At 70.0% G+C, this 21,061-nt stretch carries 24 protein-coding genes; 12 read left to right on the top strand and 12 right to left on the bottom strand.

Translation table 11 applies throughout. The features are described from left to right. Together ABGA98_RS37180 and ABGA98_RS37175 are read left to right on the top strand one after the other, a co-directional pair. On the top strand, window positions 1–517 hold a 517-nt coding region (locus ABGA98_RS37180; protein ID WP_347623128.1), incomplete at its 5' end, for a type II secretion system F family protein. After that, window positions 514–1,095 carry a hypothetical protein gene (locus tag ABGA98_RS37175; protein WP_347623127.1) on the top strand — a complete coding sequence of 194 codons (582 nt, stop codon included), beginning with the start codon at window positions 514–516 and terminating at the stop codon, window positions 1,093–1,095. The genes ABGA98_RS37180 and ABGA98_RS37175, both read left to right, overlap by 4 nt. A 117-nt stretch (window positions 1,096–1,212) precedes the next feature. On the opposite strand, the gene ABGA98_RS37170 is transcribed toward ABGA98_RS37175, so the two are convergent. The 5 genes from ABGA98_RS37170 to ABGA98_RS37150 all read right to left on the bottom strand — a co-directional run bounded on the left by ABGA98_RS37170 (window position 1,213) and on the right by ABGA98_RS37150 (window position 5,914). Continuing rightward, window positions 1,213–1,413 (bottom strand): hypothetical protein, encoded by a 201-nt coding sequence (locus ABGA98_RS37170; protein WP_347623126.1) that lies wholly within the window; start codon window positions 1,411–1,413, stop codon window positions 1,213–1,215. A 15-nt stretch (window positions 1,414–1,428) separates the two neighbouring features. Then, window positions 1,429–2,121, bottom strand: a complete 693-nt coding sequence (locus ABGA98_RS37165) for a hypothetical protein (RefSeq protein WP_347623125.1) — start codon at window positions 2,119–2,121, stop codon at window positions 1,429–1,431. A 393-nt stretch (window positions 2,122–2,514) separates the two neighbouring features. Further along, entirely contained in the window at window positions 2,515–4,089 is a 1,575-nt protein-coding gene (locus ABGA98_RS37160; protein WP_347623124.1) for an OmpA family protein, read from the bottom strand. Between the two features lie 223 nt (window positions 4,090–4,312). Further along, a complete protein-coding gene (locus ABGA98_RS37155) occupies window positions 4,313–4,834 on the bottom strand; it encodes a hypothetical protein (RefSeq protein ID WP_347623123.1) in 522 nt (173 codons plus the stop codon). Window positions 4,835–4,891: 57 nt separating this feature from the next. Next, complete coding sequence (locus ABGA98_RS37150) at window positions 4,892–5,914, bottom strand: helix-turn-helix domain-containing protein (RefSeq protein ID WP_347623122.1); 1,023 nt, start codon at window positions 5,912–5,914, stop codon at window positions 4,892–4,894. A 215-nt stretch (window positions 5,915–6,129) separates the two neighbouring features. On the opposite strand from ABGA98_RS37150, the gene ABGA98_RS37145 reads away from it, so the two are divergent. Next, window positions 6,130–6,303 carry a hypothetical protein gene (locus ABGA98_RS37145; RefSeq protein ID WP_347623121.1) on the top strand — a complete coding sequence of 58 codons (174 nt, stop codon included), beginning with the start codon at window positions 6,130–6,132 and terminating at the stop codon, window positions 6,301–6,303. Window positions 6,304–6,367: 64 nt separating this feature from the next. Next, a complete protein-coding gene (locus ABGA98_RS37140) occupies window positions 6,368–6,760 on the top strand; it encodes a hypothetical protein (RefSeq protein WP_347623120.1) in 393 nt (130 codons plus the stop codon). A gap of 316 nt (window positions 6,761–7,076) precedes the next feature. On the opposite strand, the gene ABGA98_RS37135 is transcribed toward ABGA98_RS37140, so the two are convergent. Then, complete coding sequence (locus ABGA98_RS37135) at window positions 7,077–7,301, bottom strand: hypothetical protein (protein WP_347623119.1); 225 nt, start codon at window positions 7,299–7,301, stop codon at window positions 7,077–7,079. A 503-nt stretch (window positions 7,302–7,804) separates the two neighbouring features. On the opposite strand from ABGA98_RS37135, the gene ABGA98_RS37130 reads away from it, so the two are divergent. The 4 genes from ABGA98_RS37130 to ABGA98_RS37115 all read left to right on the top strand — a co-directional run bounded on the left by ABGA98_RS37130 (window position 7,805) and on the right by ABGA98_RS37115 (window position 9,550). Next, entirely contained in the window at window positions 7,805–7,957 is a 153-nt protein-coding gene (locus ABGA98_RS37130; RefSeq protein ID WP_347623118.1) for a hypothetical protein, read from the top strand. Between the two features lie 74 nt (window positions 7,958–8,031). Next, a complete protein-coding gene (locus tag ABGA98_RS37125; RefSeq protein ID WP_347623117.1) occupies window positions 8,032–8,421 on the top strand; it encodes a metalloregulator ArsR/SmtB family transcription factor in 390 nt (129 codons plus the stop codon). Next, window positions 8,421–9,320, top strand: a complete 900-nt coding sequence (locus ABGA98_RS37120) for a cation diffusion facilitator family transporter (RefSeq protein ID WP_347623116.1) — start codon at window positions 8,421–8,423, stop codon at window positions 9,318–9,320. The genes ABGA98_RS37125 and ABGA98_RS37120 overlap by 1 nt, the downstream gene beginning before the upstream one ends. Window positions 9,321–9,379: 59 nt before the next feature. Continuing rightward, window positions 9,380–9,550 carry a hypothetical protein gene (locus ABGA98_RS37115; protein ID WP_347623115.1) on the top strand — a complete coding sequence of 57 codons (171 nt, stop codon included), beginning with the start codon at window positions 9,380–9,382 and terminating at the stop codon, window positions 9,548–9,550. A 146-nt stretch (window positions 9,551–9,696) separates the two neighbouring features. Here ABGA98_RS37115 and ABGA98_RS37110 read toward each other — a convergent pair whose 3' ends face one another. Further along, window positions 9,697–10,617 (bottom strand): aminoglycoside phosphotransferase family protein, encoded by a 921-nt coding sequence (locus tag ABGA98_RS37110; RefSeq protein ID WP_347623114.1) that lies wholly within the window; start codon window positions 10,615–10,617, stop codon window positions 9,697–9,699. 12 nt (window positions 10,618–10,629) lie between these two features. Further along, a complete protein-coding gene (locus tag ABGA98_RS37105) occupies window positions 10,630–10,791 on the bottom strand; it encodes a hypothetical protein (RefSeq protein WP_347623113.1) in 162 nt (53 codons plus the stop codon). Window positions 10,792–11,185: 394 nt separating this feature from the next. Between ABGA98_RS37105 and ABGA98_RS37100 the strand changes: the two genes are divergently transcribed. Beyond that, window positions 11,186–13,495, top strand: coding sequence for a 2OG-Fe(II) oxygenase (locus ABGA98_RS37100; protein ID WP_347623112.1), 2,310 nt, complete (start codon window positions 11,186–11,188; stop codon window positions 13,493–13,495). 185 nt (window positions 13,496–13,680) lie between these two features. After that, complete coding sequence (locus ABGA98_RS37095) at window positions 13,681–14,583, top strand: aminoglycoside phosphotransferase family protein (protein ID WP_347623111.1); 903 nt, start codon at window positions 13,681–13,683, stop codon at window positions 14,581–14,583. A 58-nt stretch (window positions 14,584–14,641) separates the two neighbouring features. Here the strand turns inward: ABGA98_RS37095 and ABGA98_RS37090 are convergent, their stop codons facing one another. Genes ABGA98_RS37090 through ABGA98_RS37075 form a run of 4 tightly spaced genes read right to left on the bottom strand, consistent with a single transcriptional unit; the run spans window position 14,642 to window position 18,833 of the window. Beyond that, on the bottom strand, window positions 14,642–16,186 hold the full coding sequence (locus tag ABGA98_RS37090) for a tripartite tricarboxylate transporter permease (RefSeq protein ID WP_347623110.1): 1,545 nt from the start codon (window positions 16,184–16,186) through the stop codon (window positions 14,642–14,644). 15 nt (window positions 16,187–16,201) lie between these two features. Further along, window positions 16,202–16,702, bottom strand: coding sequence for a tripartite tricarboxylate transporter TctB family protein (locus ABGA98_RS37085; RefSeq protein WP_347623109.1), 501 nt, complete (start codon window positions 16,700–16,702; stop codon window positions 16,202–16,204). Between the two features lie 14 nt (window positions 16,703–16,716). Continuing rightward, the gene (locus ABGA98_RS37080; RefSeq protein ID WP_347623108.1) at window positions 16,717–17,697 is read right to left on the bottom strand and encodes a tripartite tricarboxylate transporter substrate binding protein; all 981 of its coding nucleotides are present in this window, start codon (window positions 17,695–17,697) and stop codon (window positions 16,717–16,719) included. Continuing rightward, window positions 17,694–18,833, bottom strand: a complete 1,140-nt coding sequence (locus tag ABGA98_RS37075; protein ID WP_347623107.1) for an acyl-CoA dehydrogenase family protein — start codon at window positions 18,831–18,833, stop codon at window positions 17,694–17,696. The genes ABGA98_RS37080 and ABGA98_RS37075 overlap by 4 nt, the downstream gene beginning before the upstream one ends. A 195-nt stretch (window positions 18,834–19,028) precedes the next feature. On the opposite strand from ABGA98_RS37075, the gene ABGA98_RS37070 reads away from it, so the two are divergent. Further along, complete coding sequence (locus tag ABGA98_RS37070) at window positions 19,029–20,237, top strand: acyl-CoA dehydrogenase family protein (protein ID WP_347623106.1); 1,209 nt, start codon at window positions 19,029–19,031, stop codon at window positions 20,235–20,237. After that, window positions 20,234–21,061, top strand: a complete 828-nt coding sequence (locus ABGA98_RS37065) for an enoyl-CoA hydratase-related protein (RefSeq protein WP_347623105.1) — start codon at window positions 20,234–20,236, stop codon at window positions 21,059–21,061. The genes ABGA98_RS37070 and ABGA98_RS37065 overlap by 4 nt, the downstream gene beginning before the upstream one ends.

Genomic DNA, 21,061 nt, shown 5'->3' with positions numbered 1-21,061 from the left:
CGGCGGCAGCGCGGGCATCGAAGAAGCGCTGCGTTCCAGCGCCGACCACCCACCCGCGCCGATCGCCACCGAGGTGCGGGCACTGGCCCGGCGGCTCACTTATCGCACCCCCACCGAGCAGGCGCTGCGGGCGTTCGCCGACGATCTGGCCGACCCGACCGGCGACATGATCGCCGCCGCGCTGATCCTGGCCTGCCGGGCTCGCGGGCAAGGGCTGCGCGAGGTGTTGCAACGCCTGGCCCGTACGGTCGCCAAGGACGTCGCCGCCCGCCGGGAGATCAACGCCGAACGCGCCACCCACCGCGTCACCGCCCGCTGGGTCGTCGGCGCGCTCCTCGGTTACACGACCTTCGCCCTGCTCAACACCACCTACGTGGCTCCGTTCAGCACGGTCGGCGGGCAGCTGGTGCTCGCCGTCGTGATCGGTCTGTACGCGGGCGCGTTCACCTGGCTGCACCGCCTGGCCAAAGCGCCGAAGGGGCACCGTTTCCTCAACGCCGCAGGGGAGCGTACATGATCGAGATCGTGCTGGCCTGCGGCTTTCCACGGCATCGAACGAGGACAACCATGACGATGTACGGGCTGCGTCATCCACTACTCGCCAGAACCGCCGCCGGCACGGCACTCATCGCCCTGCTGGCCGGGATCCCCGCCATCCTGCTGATCTTCTTCTGGCCTGTCGACCTGCCCACGCTCGATGACCTGGCCACGCCAGGCGAGCCCGTCGTCATCAGAACCCTGCTGCTGGCCACCGTGTGGACCTGCTGGGCGCTGTTCGCCCTCGCGGTGACGGTGGAACTGGTGGGCACGGTCCGCGCCCGGCGCAACCACGTACGCCTGCCCTTCCAGCGACTGGCCGTGTACCTGATCACCACCATCACCATCGCTGCGACCGCCCCCATCGCCGCGCCCCGCGCCCTGATCCCGGCCGCAGCGGTCGCCGCCACCTCCACGGAACTGCCCGAACACGCGGCAACCGTGGAACCGGCCGGCAGCGTCGCCGAGAATTCACCGCACCCAGGTGGGCGTCATCCGCGCCTGGGCGAACGCGTGCCGACTGCAGGCGGCCCTCGCCGAGGCCGGCATCGCCTATGAGCACCACCGCGAGCTCGCCCCGACCACGGAGCTGCGCCGTCTCCAGTACGCCGAGGACGACCGCCGAGGGGTCGGCAGGCGCTCGCGCCGCGAGCTCGCCGCCGAGTACGCCCGCCGCTACACCGCCGAGGTCCTCGACCGCGCCGACCTGACGCCGATCGTGTCGGCGCTGCCGGCCGGCGGGACCGCGGCGCTGCTCTGTGTCGAGCGCGACCCGGAGGCGTGCCACCGCTCGTTGATCGCCCGGCGGCTGGCCGAGCGGCACCACGTCACGATGGAGCACCTGCGCCCGCCGTGCCCCGCGAGGGGTATCGTCACGCCGCGCCCGGCTGGCTACTCTCCGCCGTCACCGTCGCCGTCACCGTCGGAGCCGCCGGGCCAGCCCGACGAGGGCTCGGCGCCTTCGCCGCTGTCGGGCCAGCCGTCCTCGACGGTGTACCGGGTCTCCTCGTCCACGACCAGGTCGCCGTTCCGGGTTGCGAACGCCCAGACCACACCTCCGTGGCCGGAACGCAGCCGTGCCGGGCCGCGTACGGAAGGGCCGTCGAACAGGTCGACCCGCACCGGGCCCGGCGGCAGCCGCGCGGCGTCGTCGGCCCGTGCGAACGCCAGCCGGACGTACCGCGCCCTCCCGTCCACCCGGGCGATGACCGTCCGCACCGGAAAGCCCGCCACCGTGCGGCCCTCACGCAGGGCCACGCCGGTGAGACCCCGCAGCACCTCCCCGCTCGCCGCGCGCCGCCATGCCCGCCGCATCCTGAGCCTGACGGAGGCCTCGCGCACCCCTGTGGTCCCCGTGACCGCGGCGAGGGCCAGCGGGAAGAGGAGGAAGGGCGCCATGTCGAGCGCGAGGAGGTCGGCACCCTGTCCCAGGGCCGTGGACGCGAAGAACACCAGCAGCCCGACGGCGAGGGCCGCGATGCCGAGGGCTGAGGTGGGATCGGGCGCCCCGCGCATGCCGGCACGGCGTGCCACCCTGAAGGCGCTGCCGTCGTCGCGCACGTCGTGGGCTCGTTCGTCCGTCATGCCGGGCCGCGGGCAGGTCCGGCGACGGGAACGCGTGTCGCACTGGTCACGGCACGTTAGACGCCGGCCAGAACGGCTTTGTTCTCGGCCGGCTCCAGGACACGTTGGACACTCCTGAGCTCGCAGACAACGAGAGATCGTCTCCAGTGATGAGCTCTCATGGATCTGCAGCGCGCGGCATGGCCGCACCCCACCAGGGGAGGGAGGGTGGCGCAGGGCAGGAGGCCGCCGCCGAGGAGATGTCGCAGGCCTACCGTCAGGCGATCGCCGAGGGGCACATCGACCCGGGTCTCGACCCAGGGCCGAGATCGTCCTGCTCCTCGCCGCGGTCGCGCCCGGGTGCGCAGGCGCGAGCACACCGCGGCCGCGCGGAGGCACGGCCGCCGGGCGGCGTCAGGAGATCGGTACGTCGGAGACGGGCTCGAACCCGGGGATCCGCACGGTGACGCGGGAAACGTCGGCGGGCGGCTTGAACATCGCCCACAGCGTGTACTGCTCGCCCTTCTCCACCGTGTAGTCGTCCAGCCCGAGGCGCTGCAGGTCGGGGCCGATGGCGACGCGGGCGTCCGCATCGCGCACGGTCCGGTAGCGCCGGTCGCCGGCTTCCAGGGTGATCGCGGTGGTGCTGGACTCCTCGTAGAGGCCGCTGCTGTCCTTGGACGACGTCCAGACGTTGAGGGGGAGGTCGTCCCGGTTGTGTACCGTCCAGGTGAGCAGGACGTAGCCGCCGGCGTCGCGCCGGAGCTCGTTGACGCGCACGTCGGCCTGCCGGGGCCAGTCGCTCTCGTACGGCGGCGGGGCGCCCGCGGGGGCCGTCGCGATGACCGGCAGGTCCTTGCCGGTCATCGCGGGCTGCGGCGTGGCCGTCCGTGGGGCTGCGGTGTCACTGGGACCGGGCTCGGCGGCGGGGCGGTCGAAGCTGACGGTGACGCGGCGGTTGAGGCGACGGCCCGCCGCGTTGTCGTTCTTGGCGACGGGGCGGCGGGAGCCGTGACCGCGTGCCTCGTACGATACGCCGTCACGGGTGACCAGCTCGCGCAGCGCCTTCTCGACGCTCCGCGCGCGCTCGGCGGACAGCGGGTCGTTGACGGCGTCCGTGCCGGTGCTGTCGGCATGGCCCTCGACGGTGACGGTGGCGCCGTCGGAGCGGTCGATCTCGGCTGCGACCTCCCTGAGCACGACCTGGGCGCGGGACGTGAGCGTGGCCTTGTTCACCGCGAACAACACGTCGGCGGACAGCCGCAGGGAGAGCCGTTCGCCGTCGTCGTCACGGGCCTTGGCCGCGTCGTCCACCTGGCTCACGAGGCGGAGCACCTGTGGCTCGGTCGCCCGCACCGACATGGGATCGACGGGCTCGTCGTCGCCGTCCGTCACGCGCAGCCGTTCGGGCGCCGCGGTTCCTATGGGAACGTCGAGGAACGGCGGCACCGGGCCGAACAGCACGTCCACGCGGGTCACGCCGGCGGGCGGAGCGGGGAACACGGCCACCAGTTCCTTCGTGGCGTGCGCTTCGACGCTCGGCCAGCCGCGCGTGCACAGGCACGAGTCGTCGCCGTACCCCAGGGGATAGGCGCGCGTGCCGTTCACGTGGTCGAGGAGCGAGACGCCGCCGATGGAGTTGCTGTGCAGCCGTGGGCTGTTCCACGGGACGGCCAGCGTCGCGCCGAACTTGTACGGCCGGTCCGTGTCGTTGCGCACGCGCCAGCGCGCGACCACCCGCTGCGGGGAGACCCGGTCGAGCGCGGTCAGCTCGACCGCGACGTCCTCGCCCTGCGGCAGGTGACGCACTCTCAGCACGTCGCCCGCGGGGCGTTCCTCGGGCGGAGGCGAGGCCGTGCCGTCGCTCCGGGACGCGGTGACCGACGGCGACGGGGTGGCGGGCTCGCCGCCGCGTTCTCCGGCGGTGCACCCGCCTGCCGCCAGGGCGAGCGCGACCGCTCCCGCCACGTACCTCACTGCTGTGCGCATTCCTGTGCCCTTCGGACGACGGGCCGTGTGCGGACCTAAAAGGTAGGACGTGTGTACCGCAAGGTCGGTTCGGGCCGCAGAAGAGGCCGGGCGGGCCGACTACGCGAGAATAGCGGCAGTCGTCTGGTTTGTGGCGGGCTTTGACGCCGGGGGCGCGGCTCGGGGGCCCGCTCGGTCAGGGCGGGGTGGAGGCTTGCCGGGCGCCCGGCAAGCCTCCACCCTGTCAGTGCCGAGCGCGGCTGATGGCGCTCTGCGAATCTGACCAGAGCTGCTCTGTGAAAGTTGCCAGGTCGAAGCCGGCCGGCTCGGACACGGACTGCCCGGCGGCCAGGCGGGTGTCGCGCCTGGACTTGAGCAGGCTGGCCACCGTGGTGATGGTGAGGACGGTGATGATGACGGCCAGCGAGACCCAGTTGTTGATCTCAAGGGCCCAGGCGACGTGCTCGCCGCCGTTGATGAAGGGCAGCTCGTTCTTGTGCAGGGCGTGCAGGACGAGTTTCACGCCGATGAAGCCGAGGATGACCGCGAGGCCGTAGAAGAGGTAGACGAGCTTTTCCACTTGCCCTCCGAGCAGGAAGTACAGCCGTACGACGCCGCCGTTGGGGTCGTAGTCCTCGTTGTCCTTGTTGCCGAACGCGAACTTCCACGCGGTGTAGACAAGGACGCCGCCGAAGATCCACACTGCCGTGCCGAAAGCGACCGGCCGCGCCCGCCTCGGCAGCAGTGGAATGATCGTGCTCTGCAAGTTTTCCAGCCCGCCGGGCGGGTGCGGCGGGGCGAGGGCGGGTCCTGGCCGCCGCCGTCACGGGAGGCGCGCGGCGGCGTCGTCAGCGAGCCAGCCGGCCCGTGTGGCGAGGACGCCGGCCTGGAAACGGCTCTTGGCGTTGAGGCGGGCCATCAGGTCGGCGGTCAGGCGGCGTTCGGTGCGGAGCGAGATGCCGAGCTTGCGGGCGCACACCTCGTCGGTGTTGCCCTCGGCCATGAGCCTGAGCAGGGAAAGCTCCTGGCGGCTGATGCCGTCGTGCTCGCGTTGGGGGGCGACGCCGATCGGGGTGGCGTCCTCCCAGAGCTTCTCGAAAAGCGCGCACATGGCGGTGATCACACTGCTCTGGCGCAACACCATGGCCCCCCTGGACGTGTCGTTGATCTGCACCGGAAGCAGCGCCGCCCGCCGATCGAAGATGATCATCCGGAGTGGGACCACGGGAGCGGTGCGGATCGACGCTCCCTCTTCGGTCAGCCAGTTGACGTAGGCGAGGGTGGCGGGGTCGTTGGACAGGCTCTCCAGGTAGATCGAGCGCATCCGCACGCCGCGGGCCAGGACCGCCTGGTCCTGGGGCCTGCTGGCCTCCATGTTCTCCCTGGTCTGCGGTCCGCCGTCCACGAACGCCATCACGTCGGACACGCATTCACGCCCCATGACCTCGATGTGCGTCCTGACGTCGTCCAGGCCTGAGAGGTACTTGATCTCGGCCCGGCCGGGGGCGCCGTTGCGCCCGTTGTACTCCGCGATCAGGTCGTTCACCGCTGCGCGGCCGGCGGCGATCGCCTGCCGACGCTGAAGCAGCTCGGCCTCGCGGCTGGCGAGCAGCGAGGTGAGGCTGATTTCGGGGTCCACCAGGTGCAGGTGACCCGGCCGTTCCCAGGACGGTTGGATCAGCCCGAGCCGGGTCAGCTCGCTGAGGGCATCGTGCACGTGCCCGGGTGGCAGCTGCGTGCGGATGGCGAGCTCCTCCACCTGCAGCCCTGGCTCGCGCATGATGACGCGATAAAGGGACTCAGCGTCGACGCTGAGTCCCAGCGCCGCGAAAAATCCTCGTGTCATACGTTCGCTATGGCCAAGGAACGACGACAGTGGGGCCGCACGAAACCCGTTGCGGGGACGTCCGTAATGGAGGGCGGCCGTAACACCTTCTGCGAGGCATCAAGGTGCCAGGGCAGCATGGTGACAGCCAGAAACGGTGACACCCCGGGACGGCTGCCCGAAACTCTTCTCTGTCGGTTTTCCGTACACGTGATACTGCGAGGAGTCCTGTCTTCATGAAGGGAGCCATCCTGTCGCTCGCGGCCGCCGCACTGGTCGGCCTGGCACATGGGGCCGTCTCCGTGAGCGCGAGCGACCATGGCACGGTCGCGCTGCCGCCCGTTGGCTGCCTGCCGGACGCCGACTGTGGCCCTGGCAACCTCGGCTGGCAGGACCAGACCGAGCCTTGATGCGCTGCCCAACGTGAGTTGAGGGCCACACCGCCTCGAATGCGAAAGGTTCTACAGGCTGCATATGAGAGTCGAACTGTTCCGGAGACTGACCTCTTTCGCCGGCGCGCTGGCGCTCGGCGCCGGCCTCGTGGCGGCCGCATCGGCTCCGGCCTCGGCGGCCGTTTGTTCCGGCTCCCACCTAGACAACTGGTCCATCACCGGCGGATACATCGCCGTCTACTACAACTCCTCCACCGGGAGGAACTGCGCGATGACTTACACGAACAATCCCGGCAAAGCGCAGTACATCATGGTTTCTATCTCCACCTCGGGCGCCTCCGACAGGGACGCCGGCACCTACACCACCTACGCCGGTCCGGTCAGCGTGTACGCCAAGGGCAAGTGCATCAGCTTCCAGGGCCAGGTCGGCAAGAACAACCCGACCGAGGGCGTCACCGACGTTTACTGCGGCTGAGCCTTCAACGCCGATTGAATGCCGTTCACCCCAGAGTTCATCTCGTCGAGAACCTGAGACGCGATCGCGCTGGGTCGAGCCCGGCCAAGCGAGGGGTCCGCGACCTGGTCGCGGATCCCTCCGGCACCGACCCTCCCTGGCGGCCGGACCGCATCAGCGAGTCGGGGCACGCGGTTCATCGGGAGGACCGACCACGCGGCCGGTTGGCGCCCGGCCGGCCATCCTCGCCGTCAGCTTGGCACAGCCACAATCAGCTTGGCACAGCCAGAAGGAGCCAGGGCGCTCCCACCGGCCCTGCGGCGAGTCATGGCGGCGGTCAGCCGCAGTGGACTCTGTCCACCCTCACGTCGCCGTATCCACCGCTGCCCTTGACGGTCGCCAGCACGGTGATGCACTTGTCCCGGGCCGAGACGTAAACGGGACCCGCGTAGTACTCGAACTGGCCGCTGTCGGAGTCGGCCCACGAGGAGGCGCCGGAAGTCTTGATCCGCACCGACTTGTAGGCCCTGGAACCATAGGTGCTGCCCCGGCCGTAGGCCACCGCGCAGTTCCGCCCCTTACCGGAGTTCCAGCGAATCTCAAGGATTCCGTACTTCGAACCCCCCCAACTTGATGTTGTACGTACCCACAAGTTTGTAGCCGCTGCCGCACGGGCCCGCCGCGCTCGCCGGAGCAGCGGTACCCACCAGCCAGGCGGAGGCCATGGCCACGCTCGCCACGGCGGCGAGCCCATTACGAAAACGCATATGCCTTCCTTGTTTTTGCGTGGCGCCGTCATCGCGCCCGAGCCTGCTTCTCATTGCGGGGCTCGACCGAGCTTCGAAGGACTCTCGGACAATGAAGCCCGGAAACACCCGCCAACCCGTTCGACCCGCAGCAGTCTGGATCATCCGACCAGCACCGGTCAGCACTTGCGGCTGGCAGGATGGTGCTCCGGCACCATCATGCGAGGGAGTGGTGTGCGAATTTGGCCTGGTCGCAGCGTGACACAGGCTGCTTCCGGCGACTGAACAGGACGACAACGTCGCCATCGCCGATGACCTCATGACCAGGCATCGGATCTTCACCGTCGCCCGCAGCGGCATGAGCGGCGGCGACGCCGTCCGCGTCACACCCGCCCTGTTCACCTCCGCCGGCGACGTGGACCGGCTGGCGGCCGCCCTGAACGACATCTGCCCGCGTACCGGGTGCCGGTGAGCCCAGGGCGCTCTTGACAGGCGCTCCCCGCCGACCATTATCTTGCTCATGTGAATAGCTCTTCAGATGAAAGCGTGTTGATAGTGGACGGCTGCACCGTCAAGGTGGTCGACGCCGACCGCGTGACCGCCGTACGCGAACGGATGCCCGCCGCCGAGGACCTGACCGACACGGCCGACGTGTTCGGCCTGCTGTCGGACCCCAACCGGCTGCGGCTCCTGGTGGCGCTGCTGGACGGCGAGCTGTGCGTCTGCGATCTCGCGGCGGTGACCGGCCAGAGCGAGTCCGCCGTCTCCCACGCCCTGCGGCTGCTGCGCGCGCACCGCATCGTGGCCGCCCGCCGCTCCGGCCGGATGGCCTACTACCGGCTGGAGGACCCGCACGTACGGATGCTGCTCGACCTGGCACTCGCCCACACCGAGCACACCGACGCCATCCACCCCGAACGCGAAGGAACCCCGTAATGGGCGCCGGACACGGACACGGGCACGCGGGAAGCCGCCACCGATGGCGGCTGGCGGTCTCCTTCGCCCTGATCGGCGCCTACTTCGTCGTCGAGCTGGCCTACGGCCTCATCTCGGGCTCGCTGGCACTGCTCTCGGACGCCGGGCACATGGCCGCCGACGTCGTCACCCTCGGCGCCGCCCTGGTCGCCACCAGGATCGCCGCCCGCCCGGACACCACCGGTCGGCGCAGTTACGGCTCCTACCGGGCCGAGATCTTCGCCTCCCTGCTGGCCGTGATCATGATGCTCGGCGTCGCCCTCTACGTCGTCATCGAGGCCATCGGCCGCATCGGCGGCGGCACCGAGGTCTCCTCCGGCCCCATGCTCGTCGTCGGCGCCATCGGCCTGGCCGTCAACCTCGCGGCCCTGTTCCTGCTGCGCTCGGGAGCCGGCGAAAGCCTCAACGTCAAAGGCGCCTACCTCGAGGTCGTGGCCGACACCGCCGGTTCGGTCGGCGTCATCGCAGCCGGCTGGCTGGTGTCCACCACCGGCCAGCCGTTCTGGGACACCTTCGTCGCGCTGGCCATCGGCGTCTTCGTCGCCGTGCGCGCCATCTCCCTCGGACGGCAGGTCTTCGCCGTGCTGGGCCAGCACGTGCCCGAAGGCCTCGACGCCGGTGCCGTGGCCCAGGACCTGGCCGCCATCGCGGGCGTCCGCGACGTGCACGACCTGCACCTGTGGACACTGACGTCCGGCATGAACGTGGCCACCGCCCACCTGGTCACCGCGGACCTGAGCGACAACCACGCCGTCCTGGACCAGGCCCGCGACCTGCTGCGCCACCGCCACGGCGTGGCCCACGCCACGCTTCAAGTGGAACCGGCCGACCACCGCGGCTGCGACGAACTGGGCTGGTGAACCACCGCAGGCCCCGGCGACCCAGTGCTTCACATCGGCGCCCCACCCCGCCTACCGGATTGGAAGAGCTGCGGGGTTTCGCCGCCTACCACATCCCGCTGATGCTGCTCGTTCTGGCGTGCTCCTGGCTGGGTGAAGGCCAGGCGCCGCTGGACGACGTCGACGCTGAGTTGTCTGCCGCGTCGGGTGGAAAAGTCCGGATCGGTGGGTGTTCCGGCGCGTTCGCGTAGCCGGGACTTGAGCAGGGTGACGGTGCCGGTGGTCAGCGGAGTGATGCGCTGTTTGCGGCCTTTGCCCAGGCAACCGATGGAGGCGCCGACTTCAGAAGGAGGGCCCGCATCACCTGGTGCTAGCCCGTTGCCGTCGGGGCGGCGGATCAGCTGCCGGTCGCGTACTCGGAGAAGATCTCATCGAGTACGCGTCTCGCGCCCGCGGCCTCCTCTTCGTCGTCGCCCAACGTGTAGGCGTAGGTGGCGAGCGTCTTCCACAGGGCCCAGCCACGCCCGCGGGCCCATGCCGCCTCACCGACCGACAGCCGCTCCCGGAACGCCTGCCGGCCCTCGGCGGTCAGCAAGGTCCATGCGACCGCCAGGTCACAGGCCGGATCGCCGACGCCGCAGGTGCCGAAGTCGATGACCGCCGCCAACTGCCCGTCGTCGAGCAGGAGATTTCCTTCGGCGACGTCACCGTGGAACCAGCTCTCCACACCGTCCCAGCGTGCGTCGAGGGCGCTCTCCCAGATCTCGCACACCAGGTCGACATCGACGTGGCCGTGCAGTTCCGCGAGCGCGTTCTGGGCCACCCCGTCGTACGTCCGCAGCGTGCCGCCGCGAAACCAGTTGTGCTTTCCCGGGCGGGGGCCGTCGGCGGGGTCGATGCTCCGCAAGGCCGTCAGGAACTCGGCCAGGTCAACCGCGAATCGCACGGGATCGGCGATCCGCTCCGCGCCGGCCGGCTCGCCGCCGAGCCATTGGTAGATCGACCACGGGTACGGGTAGCCCGCGCCGGGCTCGCCCTTCGCCAGCGGTACGGGAATCGGCAGCGGGAGCCGGGAAGCGAACACCGGGAGCCACCGGTGCTCCTTGTCGACTGCCAATGCGTACTCGGACGCGCTGGGCAGGCGCACCAACATTCCGGCGCCGAGGTGGAACGTACGGTTGTCCCAGCCGCCGTTGGCAACGGGGCGAACCGGGAGGCCGGCCCACTGAGGGAACTGCTGTTCGACGAGGCGACGAACCTGCTCCGCCTCGACGGTGATGCGCTGGGGCACGGGACCGAGATCCGGTGTGTTACTCAACGACACATCCTGTCATTGGCGTGCCTGCAGATCGAAGTTACGGAAACAGCGGCGCTGGAACGCCAGTGCCGCGACCAGATTCGCCGCTCGGTTGACGGTGTCCAGGGTGGCTTCCAGCGCCGCCGCCTGCTGCGGCGTCGGCAGCAGCTTCACCTGCACCACCAGTTTCACCATCGAACACACTATCAAGATCCACGTCGCAGCGCGGGGAATCCAAACCCGATATCCGCGCTGCGCAAGGAGTTTCCGGTCCACATCCGCCGGTACCTATGGGGCAGCCAGCTCGGGTCCCCCTTCGTATTTCTCCGTCTCCTGCGGCGGGCCACCCCTGCCGATCACCAAGGAGTACATCGAGAACCAGAAGCGGCCAGGCTGAGCCACCCACACAGACCGACTGTCAGAGCACCGCTCGGGCCTGGAGGCGCTCCCGCGCTGTCGTTTCCTCCCGGGCGTAAACGGTAAACGCCCGGGATTCCACGCCAGATCACGCTGAAAGCCCCACCGGAGCGCTCTCCCCACGCAGTAGCTTTGGTTCCGCAACAGAAAAAGGAGAGATTCCGTGCCCGGCATGGCCCGTGAACGACTGGCCGAGCTGCTCGATGTGTCGGCGGAGCCGGCTGCGTCGAGCGTCTTTCGGAAGCTGCCCAAGACCGAGTTGTCGGTGGCGGTCGATGGGGTCGGCCCGCTGCGGTTCCCCGTCTCCGACGAGCAGGCCGTACAGCTGCGTGGGCTCGGCCGCCGGGCGCGGTTCGGGCGCGGCGAGCGTACCTTGACCGACCCGGAGGTCCGCGACACCTGGGAAATTCCCAAGGAGCTGGTGCGCATCGAGTGGACGGAAGCGTTCACGACCGTCCTCGACGGGATGCGCGCGGAACTGGGGCTGCCACCGCACTGCGAGCTCACGCCGGAGCTGCACTCCATGCTCCTGTACGAGACCGGGCAGTTCTTCGTCGCGCACCAGGATTCCGAGAAGGACGACGCCATGGTCGCGACCTTGGTGGTGACGTTGCCGTCCGCGCACACCGGCGGCGAGCTCGTCGTCGAGCATCAGGGCCAGACCAAGAAATACCGAGGGCTGCAGACCGCGGTCTCGCTGGCGGCCTTCTACGCCGACTGCCGGCACCAGGTTCTTCCCGTGAGAACGGGCAACCGGGTCACCCTCACCTACAACCTGCTCCTGACGGGCGACAGCCACACTGTGGCGGGCGAGCATCCGCTGGTCAGCGATCTCGCGGCCTGCCTTCACACGCACTTCACCACCCCGGTCGTCCTCCCGTACAGCCATCGCAGGGGCGATCCGCCGACCCGGCTGGCCTACCTCCTCGACCACGAGTACACCGCCCGCGGGCTGAGCTGGTCCCGGTTGAAGGGCTCCGACGCCGCGCGGGGTGCCCTGCTGCGGGCCGCGGCGGCGCGGGCGGGTTGCGAGATCACCCTGGCCCTGGCGGAGATCCAGGAGACCTGGGACGCCTACGATCCCGACGAGGACGAGGACGCGTGGTACGGCGACTATGAGGACGAGGACCCCAGCGACCACGAGGACCCGGGCAGCGCGGACGACAGGCAGTACGTCCTCCAGGATCTGATCGAGACCTCCACCACGCTCGCCCACTGGATCGGCCCGGAGACAGGGCGGCTCGAGAACATCTCGCTGGACCTGAGCGACGCCGAGGTGGCCTCGACGACCCCGACGGCTGACATGACGCCCCACTCCTCGGAGTACGAGGGTTACATGGGCAACTACGGCAACACCCTCGACCGCTGGTACCGGCGAGCGGCGCTGGTCATGTGGCCACGGGGCCAGGGCTTCGCCAGCCGGGCCGAGGTATCTCCGGGATGGGCGCTGGACGAACTCATTGCGATGGCCCGCGCCGGAAGGGTTGCGGAGGCCCATGAGGCGGTGCGGTCGCTGGAGTCCTTCTGGCACGCCCTCGGCCGTTACGCCGATCAGACCGAACTTCTCCGCAAGGCGCTCGAAGCGGCCGTGGAGCTGGATGACACGCAGATCGCCGCCATGCTGCTGCGGCCGTTCGCGCTGGAGCGGCTGGTCCCCGGACATGGCCCTGCATTCGCGGCCCTGGCGGCGCACTACGGCGACACCTGGATCGACGGCCTGCTGCACGACTGGTCGCAGAGCTGGCGGCCTGGCTCCTACGGCCTCGCCCAGGCACCGTTGGAGTGGTTCGAGAATCTCCCACAACTGTGTGCCGCGCTCTCGGCGGAGGGGAGCCCATCCACCGCGGCCGCCCGCCGCATCGTCGAACTGTCGTGGACGATGTTCGCGGGCCAGGTCGGTCCAGCGCTCGACGGGCCGCTCACCTCTCGACGGGAGGCCTGGCTGGCCGCCTTGGGGGCGCCGTGCTCCGGGATCATCGCGGCCGCGGCCCGGCTGGGATCGACGGACGTTCTGGAGAACGCCCACAAGCTCACGCGGACAACCGGCGATCGGGCGCACGTACTGGCGATGGCCACGCTGCGTGCCGCCGGGACGAGCCGAGCCGGCTTCGACGAGCTGGCCCTCAACTGTGCCGATCGGATCGGGGCATTCCTGGCGCAGCCACAACGCGCGCCGGGCAACTGGTCGATCGAGCTGCCCACGGGATGCGCGTGCGAGCTGTGCGAAGTGCTCGGCGCGTTCCTCCGAGACCCTGAGCGGCGCGCTCTCGACTGGCCGCTCGCGAAGGACAAGCGCAGGCATGTCCACGCCCGGATCGATGAGGCGGAGCTGCCCGTCCATCACGAAACCAGACGGCAGGGCCGCCCGTACACCCTGGTGCTGGCCAAGACAGAAGCCCTCTTCGAACGTGAGCGTCTCGCCCGCGAGCGCCACGAAACGGACCTGGCTTGGCTCACCGACGGCTGGAAGGTCTCCACCTGAGCCGGCACGGACATCGTCAGGATCAGCGCCCGGCGCGGCTTTACCTTTTCACCCTGTGAGGGCTGGGATGGATCTCGGCCCTCACATTTCTTGGTCAGGGTGATAGGTCGGCACGCGGAGCATGCGGCGAGATGTTCTGGGAAGCGAGAGCCGCTCCGCCTGCCGCCTCAGTACTGTGACGTCGCATGACCGACACCGAGATTGAGATCACCGCGGACCTGGTCCGTGACCTGCTGCAGGAGCAACATCCGGACCTTGCTGGGCTGGCCATCCGGGAGGTGGCGGGCGGCTGGGGCAACCAAATGTGGCGCCTCGGGGACGAGTTGGCCGTGCGCATGCAGCGCATGGACCCCACCCCGGAGCTCCAGCTCAAGGAGCGGCGGTGGCTACCCGTGCTGGCCCCGCGCCTGCCGCTCCCGGTGCCGGTCCCGGTGCGGTTCGGCGAACCGTCCGAGCGCTTCCCCAAGCACTGGACCGTGATGACGTGGGTTCCCGGCGAGCCGCTGGACCACGGCTCGATCAGCCGCGGTGCCCACGCGGCCGACACGCTGGCGAGCTTCCTCCAGGCGCTCCACGTGGAGGCGCCCGCCGAGGCCCCGGCAAGTTCGGACCGCGGCTCTCACCCCAGTAGGTGCACGGGCGGCTTCGAGCAGTTCTTGCAGGCCGTTGACCCCGACGCCGTCGGCGATGTCAGCGCCGTCCGGGCCGTCTGGGCCGATGCCGTCGCGGCCCCCGAGTGGGAGGGCCCGCCGGTGTGGGTGCACGGCGACCTCCATCCCGCGAACGTCGTCGTATCGGACGGAACGCTCTCGGGCATCGTCGACTTCGGTGGCATGTTCGCCGGTGATCCGGCGTGGGACCTCGCCGCCGCATGGGTGCTGCTACCCGCGGGTACGGCCTCGCGGTTCTTCGACATGTACGCGCATGCGGACGAGGCGGCGATCCGGCGCGCCCGCGGGCTGGCCGCTATGAAGAGCCTCTTCCTGATGCTCATGGGGCAGAACGGTGATCGGGGCCTTGCCGGCGGTAAGCCGCACTGGGGACCTGCAGGCCGGGCGGCACTTGATCGTGTTCTGAAGGGCGTTTGAGTGAGATGTCGCCGACGGCGAAGACTCGCGTGAGCCGGGCCGCTTGCCCCCGGCGCAGTCACCCGCCGGGTGTGGGCGTGCGCTGGTCCGTGACCGGACCGGGGCGTTGCCTCGTGCCTCTTCGCGCGAGGAGCGCCCGCCGCGCCGACACGATCACGGCCAGGACGACGAGACCGAGGATCACCATCGTGACGGGCCGTCCGAGGACGTATCCGGGGTTTCCGTCAGAGTAGGCCAGGGTCTGGCGCAGCGAGACTTCGAGCGTGGGCTGGAGGACGACCGCCAGCACGAAGGGGGCCATGCTGAACCCGGCCCGGCGCAGCATGAATCCGAGCAGTCCCGCGACCAGCATGACCACGACGTCGAACATCGAGTTGTTCTCGGCGTACACGCCCACGACGCACAGGCCGATCACGAGCGGCATCAACGTCTGCGGCGGGATGGACAGCAGGCGGGTGAAGAGTCCCACCAGCGGAAGGTTGAGCACCAGCAGCATCAGGTTGGCGATGTACATCGCGGCGATCACGGTCCAGAACAGGTCGGGCTGATCCTCGACGAACGTCGGGCCGGGGACGATGCCGTTGAGCAGCAGGGCCGCGAGTACGAGTGCCATGGTCGGCGCGAACGGGATCCCGAGCGCCAGCAACGGGACGAACGCCGCGCCGGCCGCCGCGTTGTTGGCCGCCTCAGGGCCGGACACTCCCTCGACGGCGCCCTTGCCGAACTTGTCAGGGTTTCTGGAGATCTTCCGCTCGACGACATAGGAGGCGAACGTCGACAGCACGGCGGCGGGGCCGGGCACCAGCCCCAGCAGGAAGCCGATCACCGAGCCACGCACCGCCGCGGGAGCCGCCTCGCGGGACTCCCGCCCGCTGGGCAGGAGCTCCCTGAGCCGTGGGGCCTTGACGGGTTTCGGACGCCAGCGCCGGCCGACCATCGTGAGCGCTTCCGCCACGCCGAAGGCCCCCATGACCAGGGCGATGAAGCTGAAGCCCTCAGCCAGGGTGTCGGATCCCATGGTGAACCTCAGGTCACCGCCGGCCGGGTCGATCCCGACCGTGCCGATCGCCAGGCCGGCGCAGATCATGACGATCGCTTTCGCGACGGAGCCGTCGGCGAGCGCCGCCAGCAGCAGGAGTCCCGCGACGCACAGTGCCAGGTATTCGGGCGGGCCGAGCTTGACCGCTATCCCGCTCAGCCACGGCGCCGACATCATGAGACCGAAGATGGCGATGGTGCCCGCCAGGAACGACGAGAGCGCCGCGATGGTCAGTGCGGGCCCTGCTCTGCCCCGTTTTGTCATCTCGTGGCCGTCGAGCGCTGTGACCACCGACGACGCTTCACCGGGTACGTTGAGCAGGATCGAGGTCGTCGACCCACCGTACGTGGAGCCGAAATAGATGCCGGCGAACAGGATCAGCGATCCCGTCGGACCCAACTGCGTGGTCATCCCGAGCAGGACCGACATCGCGCCGATCGGCCCGATACCGGGCAGCACGCCGACCATCGTGCCGAGAACCACGCCGACCAGCGCGAGGATGACGTAGGCCGGATCGGCGAAGGCGGCGAAGCCCGCGCCGAGGTTGTCGATCGCGTCGCCCACGGGGCGTCCTTCCGTTCAGAACAGGCCGAGCGTGCCGCCCGGCAGGGGGACCGACAGCCAGCGCACGAAGATCAACCAGGTGGCCGCGCCGAAGGAGAAGCCGAAGATCACGGCGCTGCTCCACCGGGCGACCCCCATGACCTTGGCCATCAGGACCAAGGAGATCGCCAACGTCACGATCATCCCCACGGTGTCGCCCACCGCCGGCACCAGCAGGGCGGCGGCCAGCACGCCTGCGATCCGCCACCAGCGCACCTCGCCGTCGCCCTCGCCTTCCGCGTCGCCTTCCGCGTCGTCCTCCGGTGGGGTGACGCCGCCCGGCGTCCGTCGACGGCTCTGCAGAAGGACGGTGGCGCTGGCGGCGACCAGCACCAGCGCGACGACGAAGGGGAAGAAGCCCGCCCCGCTGTCCGCCATCGTCCCCAGGCCCTCACCGAGGGCCAGCGCGCCGTACAGCAGGCCCAGCACCAGCAGCGACCCGGCGGCGATCACATCCGGCTTGGCGATCCCTCGCACAGGACCCGTTCCCCTCATTTCGCCGCGATCAGGTTCGCCGCCTCCGCGGTCTTCTTGGCCAGCCGCGCCTTGGCCGTCTCACCGTCGGCCCCGCTGACGACCAGCCCCAGCTTCCGCGCCGCCTCGGCGAACTTCTGGCTCTTGACGGCCGAGCCGAACACCTCGCCCAGTTTCCGCTGGACGTCGCCGGGCAGTCCCCGCGGCGCGATCAACACGTTGTAGGCCTCCCACTCCAGGGCGACGTCCTGCTGGGCGAAGGTTTGGATCTCGGGGGCGAGCTCGATGGGCTTGGCGGAGGCGATCCCGAGCGCGCGAAGCTTACCGGCCTTCAGCTGCGCCATCCCGCCGGCCAGTTGCATGACGCCCACGTCGACGTTGCCGCCGAGCAGGGCCGTGACGGTCGCCTGGTCGCCGTCGAACTTCACGTGCTTGAACCGCGTGCCCGTCAACTGCTCGAACTTCCCGGCCGGGATGGCATAGTTGAGCGGGCCCTCGGCGATCGTGATGGCCCCGGGACCGGCCTTGGCGGCTGCGACCAGATCGCCGATGCTCTTGTACGGCGAATCGCCGGGAACCACGAACAGCACCGGCGACGTGGTGACCTCGCTGATCACCGAAATCGCCGCCGGGTCGTAGGAGACCTCCTCGGTACGCGGGAGCAAGGTCAGCGGGCCGTCCGGCACGAGCCCGATCGTGTGCCCGTCCGGTTTGGCGCTGAGCGTCGCCGTGGTGCCGACCGAGCCTGCGCCGCCCTCCCTGTTCACCACCTGGACGCGCCGGCCGAGCTTGCCCTCGTCGTTGACGACCTCGACCAGCGAACGGGATGTGGCGTCGATGGCGCTACCGGCTGGATAGGGCACGATGAGCTGGATGTCCCGTGTCGGATAGCCACCCTGGGACGCGGGCGCACCGCATGCCGCGGTGACGAGTACGACGGCCGCGAGGAGCGCGGGCAACACGGCACGGCCGCACCTGCCGGCCGGAAGAATACTCATGGGGCACCTCCTGGAAGGGACAGGGGAGGATGGGTTCCCGGCCCGATGGCGGCCGTGGCGACGATCTGGTCGTGCCAGCCGTCGTCGCCGAAGTCGTAGGCGTCTCGGTGGAGCCGTTTGAAGAACAGGTGCGCGCTGTGCTCCCAGGTGAAGCCGATCGCGCCATGGAACTGCACCATCGCGGCCGACATCCGGCGGGCCAGGTCGGCGGCGCGGCTCTTGACCACCGACGTCATCAGCACGGCGTCGTCGCGTCCGGTGTCGTGGGCGTGGGCGGTGTACCACATCGCGTCGGTGATCGTCGTCCATGCGACGTGCAGCTCGGCCAGCTCGTGCTGGATCGCTTGGAAGCCGCCGATCGCCCGGCCGAACTGCCGGCGCCCGCGAAGGTGATCAAGAGTGATCCGCATCGCCGTGCCCGCGGCGCCGACGAGGTCCGCGCTCACCAGCACGGTCAACCGCTGGACGATGCGCTCGAAGACGTCATCGTGCGCCCAGCTCAGCGGCTCAGCGGGCACATCGGCCAAGGTCACCCGGGCCGCGCGCATGGTCCGGTCGACGGGCTCGACCGCGCGGATCGACACCCCGGGATGTTCGGCAGCCACGACGCACACAGCGGGGCCGCTCGCCGACGTGGCGGCGACCAGCATGATGTCGGCATCCTCCGCATGGCCGACGATTCCGGCGTCGCCGTTGAGCACGCCGTCACCGGTGGCGGTGACGGCGATGCCGTCGCGGTCCCACGAACCGCCCGGTGCGCGCAGAGCGGTCGCTCCGGCGAGCTCGCCCGCGACCATCGGCGCGAGCCAGCGGCGCCGCTGCTCCGGGTCGGTCGAGGTCGCGAGGACGTCGCAAGCGGCCATGGCCGTTCCGACGCCCGCGGGCGCGAGGCCGGCCCCCAGCGCCTCGGTGACCACGGCGAGGTCGAGCAGCCCGAGTCCGAGACCGCCGTCCGACGGCGCGGCCGTCACCCCGAGCCAGTTGAGGTCTGCCGCCGCACGTCGCAGGCCGGCGTCGATCCCGGCCGAGGGCGTGTCGGCGTACTGCGCCACGCGCGCCAGGTCCAGGTGGCGATCGAGCCAGCGCCGTACGGCGCCGCCCATCGCCACCTGCTCCTCACTGAGCCCAAAGTCCATGTCACCGGTCCACTTTCGCGAATGGCACACAGTTCACAATGCATGTGTGAAGTACGTCAAAGACGTGAAATCAACCTGACTCATTGCATTTCGCAATGAGTCGGTCATGGGTTTTGCTCTTTGACGCTCCAGGACGACGGTGCTCAGGATGGGCGTGCGCGCAGGGGCCGGATCGGACAAGGAGTGGTGCACGGCATGGATCTTCGATACTCGTCGGCGGCGGAGAGATTCCGGCGGGAGATCCGCCGGTGGCTGGAGGAGTCCGTGCCGGCGAGGTGGCGCCAGCCGCGTTTCTGGATCGACCGGGACGGTAGTGAGGAGTCCCTGGAGCTGCGGCGCCGTTGGGAGAAGGACCGGTACGACAACGGCTTCGCCGGCGTCGACTGGCCCGTCGAGTTCGGTGGGCGCGGAGCCGACCACGAGATCCGGGCGGTGCACGACGAGGAGATGGCGCGGGCCCGGGCGCCGATCGGTCCCTTCCTCGGCCTGACCTACCTCGGCACCGCGCTGCTCGGCCCCACGCTGCTGCGATACGGCAGCGACGTGCAGAAACGCACGATCCTGCCGCGGATCCTGTCCGGCGACACGATCTGGTGCCAGGGGTTCTCCGAGCCGGAGAGCGGCAGTGACCTCGCCGGCCTCTCGACCACCGCCCGGCGTGACGGCGACGTCCTGGTGGTCTCCGGCCAGAAGACCTGGACCTCGCTGGCGCGCCACGCCGATGCGATGTTCGCCCTCGTCCGCACCGATCCGGAGGCGGAACGACGCCGCGGCATCACCTTTCTGCTGATCGACCTGACGCTGCCGGGGGTGCACGTGCGCCCGATCCGTCAGATGTCCGGCTCGCACGAGTTCGGGGAGGAGTTCTTCGACGAGGTACGCGTGCCCGTCGACGGCAACGTGGTCGGCCGGATCGGCGACGGCTGGGCCGTGGCCCGCCACCTGCTCTCGGTCGAGCGGAACGCCTCGCCGATCAGCCAGTACGTGGAGTTCGGCCACGAGCTCGACGACGTGATCGCCGCGGCCCGGCACACCAGGAAAGACGGCCGTCCGGCCATCGAACACCCGCAGATCCGGGCACGGATCGCACGCTGCCGGGCCGACCTGGAGCTGCTCCGCGTTCGCGGCTACCACACGATGACCCGCCTGGCCCAGGGACAGGACCTGGGCGCCGACGCCTCGGTCACCAAGCTGCTGTGGTCACAGACCAGGCTGGCGATCGCCGATCTGGGCGCCGACATCCTCGGTGCGGACGGCCAGCTGAGCGCCGGGCCTGACGGCGGTGGGCATCTCGGCCATCTCCGCTGGCGCCACCTTCACGTACGCGGCCAGCGGATCGCCGGCGGCACCGCGCAGATCCAGCGCACGATCATCGCCCGCGACCTGCTGGGCCTCCCCCGGTGAGCGGGACGGCGATCGGCTCGGGAACCGTGCTGTTCCAGCTGCGCGACGGGGTCGGCACGGTGACCCTCAACCGGCCGGAGCGCCGCAATGCGATCTCCTGGAACCTCGTGCAGGATCTGCTCGCCGCCATCGAGCGGGCCGGCTCAGAAAAGGACCTGCGCGTCCTCGTCGTCACGGGTGCCGGTGACGACTTCTGCGTCGGCGCCGACCTCGCGCGGGTCGGGTCGGACAGTGCCCAGGACCAGGAGACGCGCACGCTGCGCGGACGTTCGGTGGCCGACGACCGCGAACGGCTGACCCGGGCCTCGGCCATCGTGGAGACGCTCGTGCACTTCCCCTCGCCGACGATCGCCGCCATCAACGGCGCCTGCGCCGGTGCGGGGCTCTGCCTCGCGCTGGCCGCCGACTTCCGGCTCGCGGCGCGGGAGGCGGTGTTCAACACCGCGTTCGTCAGCGCCGCGGTGTCCGGTGATCTGGGCAGCGCCTGGCTGCTGACCCGCGCGGTGGGCGGCGCCCGCGCGCGGGCGCTGCTGCTCGACCCGGTCAAGCTCACCGCCGCCGAGGCGGCCGACCTGGGACTCGTGACCGAGACCACGACCGATCTGGAGGCACGGATCGGCTCGCTGGCCGGCAAGCTCGCCGCGCAGGCACCGAAGGCGATGCGCTACGCGAAGCAGAACCTGGCGGACGCCGGATCGGCCACGCTGCCCGACTACCTGCGGCGGGAGGTGCCTCGTATGGTCGACTGTGCCCGCAGCGGCGATGCGCGGCGGGCCGCCCAAGCCTTCCTGGAAAAGCGCAGACCGGTGTTCACCGGAGAGTAG

Origin of the sequence: Nonomuraea sp. B1E8 (assembly GCF_039871515.1) — a bacterium.
Classification (GTDB): domain Bacteria; phylum Actinomycetota; class Actinomycetes; order Streptosporangiales; family Streptosporangiaceae; genus Nonomuraea.
This window is presented reverse-complemented; position numbering and strand designations above follow the sequence as displayed.

Excerpts from the sequence above, each read along its gene's own strand:
- ABGA98_RS37130 (WP_347623118.1), top strand. The coding sequence starts at position 7,805 with ATGACCAGGCATCGGATCTTCACCGTCGCCCGCAGCGGCATGAGCGGC.
- ABGA98_RS37080 (WP_347623108.1), bottom strand. The coding sequence starts at position 17,697 with ATGAGTATTCTTCCGGCCGGCAGGTGCGGCCGTGCCGTGTTGCCCGCG.
- ABGA98_RS37100 (WP_347623112.1), top strand. The coding sequence starts at position 11,186 with ATGGCCCGTGAACGACTGGCCGAGCTGCTCGATGTGTCGGCGGAGCCG.
- ABGA98_RS37120 (WP_347623116.1), top strand. The coding sequence starts at position 8,421 with ATGGGCGCCGGACACGGACACGGGCACGCGGGAAGCCGCCACCGATGG.
- ABGA98_RS37140 (WP_347623120.1), top strand. The coding sequence starts at position 6,368 with ATGAGAGTCGAACTGTTCCGGAGACTGACCTCTTTCGCCGGCGCGCTG.
- ABGA98_RS37175 (WP_347623127.1), top strand. The coding sequence starts at position 514 with ATGATCGAGATCGTGCTGGCCTGCGGCTTTCCACGGCATCGAACGAGG.
- ABGA98_RS37095 (WP_347623111.1), top strand. The coding sequence starts at position 13,681 with ATGACCGACACCGAGATTGAGATCACCGCGGACCTGGTCCGTGACCTG.
- ABGA98_RS37165 (WP_347623125.1), bottom strand. The coding sequence starts at position 2,121 with ATGACGGACGAACGAGCCCACGACGTGCGCGACGACGGCAGCGCCTTC.
- ABGA98_RS37075 (WP_347623107.1), bottom strand. The coding sequence starts at position 18,833 with ATGGACTTTGGGCTCAGTGAGGAGCAGGTGGCGATGGGCGGCGCCGTA.
- ABGA98_RS37070 (WP_347623106.1), top strand. The coding sequence starts at position 19,029 with ATGGATCTTCGATACTCGTCGGCGGCGGAGAGATTCCGGCGGGAGATC.
- ABGA98_RS37150 (WP_347623122.1), bottom strand. The coding sequence starts at position 5,914 with ATGACACGAGGATTTTTCGCGGCGCTGGGACTCAGCGTCGACGCTGAG.
- ABGA98_RS37145 (WP_347623121.1), top strand. The coding sequence starts at position 6,130 with ATGAAGGGAGCCATCCTGTCGCTCGCGGCCGCCGCACTGGTCGGCCTG.
- ABGA98_RS37160 (WP_347623124.1), bottom strand. The coding sequence starts at position 4,089 with ATGCGCACAGCAGTGAGGTACGTGGCGGGAGCGGTCGCGCTCGCCCTG.
- ABGA98_RS37105 (WP_347623113.1), bottom strand. The coding sequence starts at position 10,791 with ATGGTGAAACTGGTGGTGCAGGTGAAGCTGCTGCCGACGCCGCAGCAG.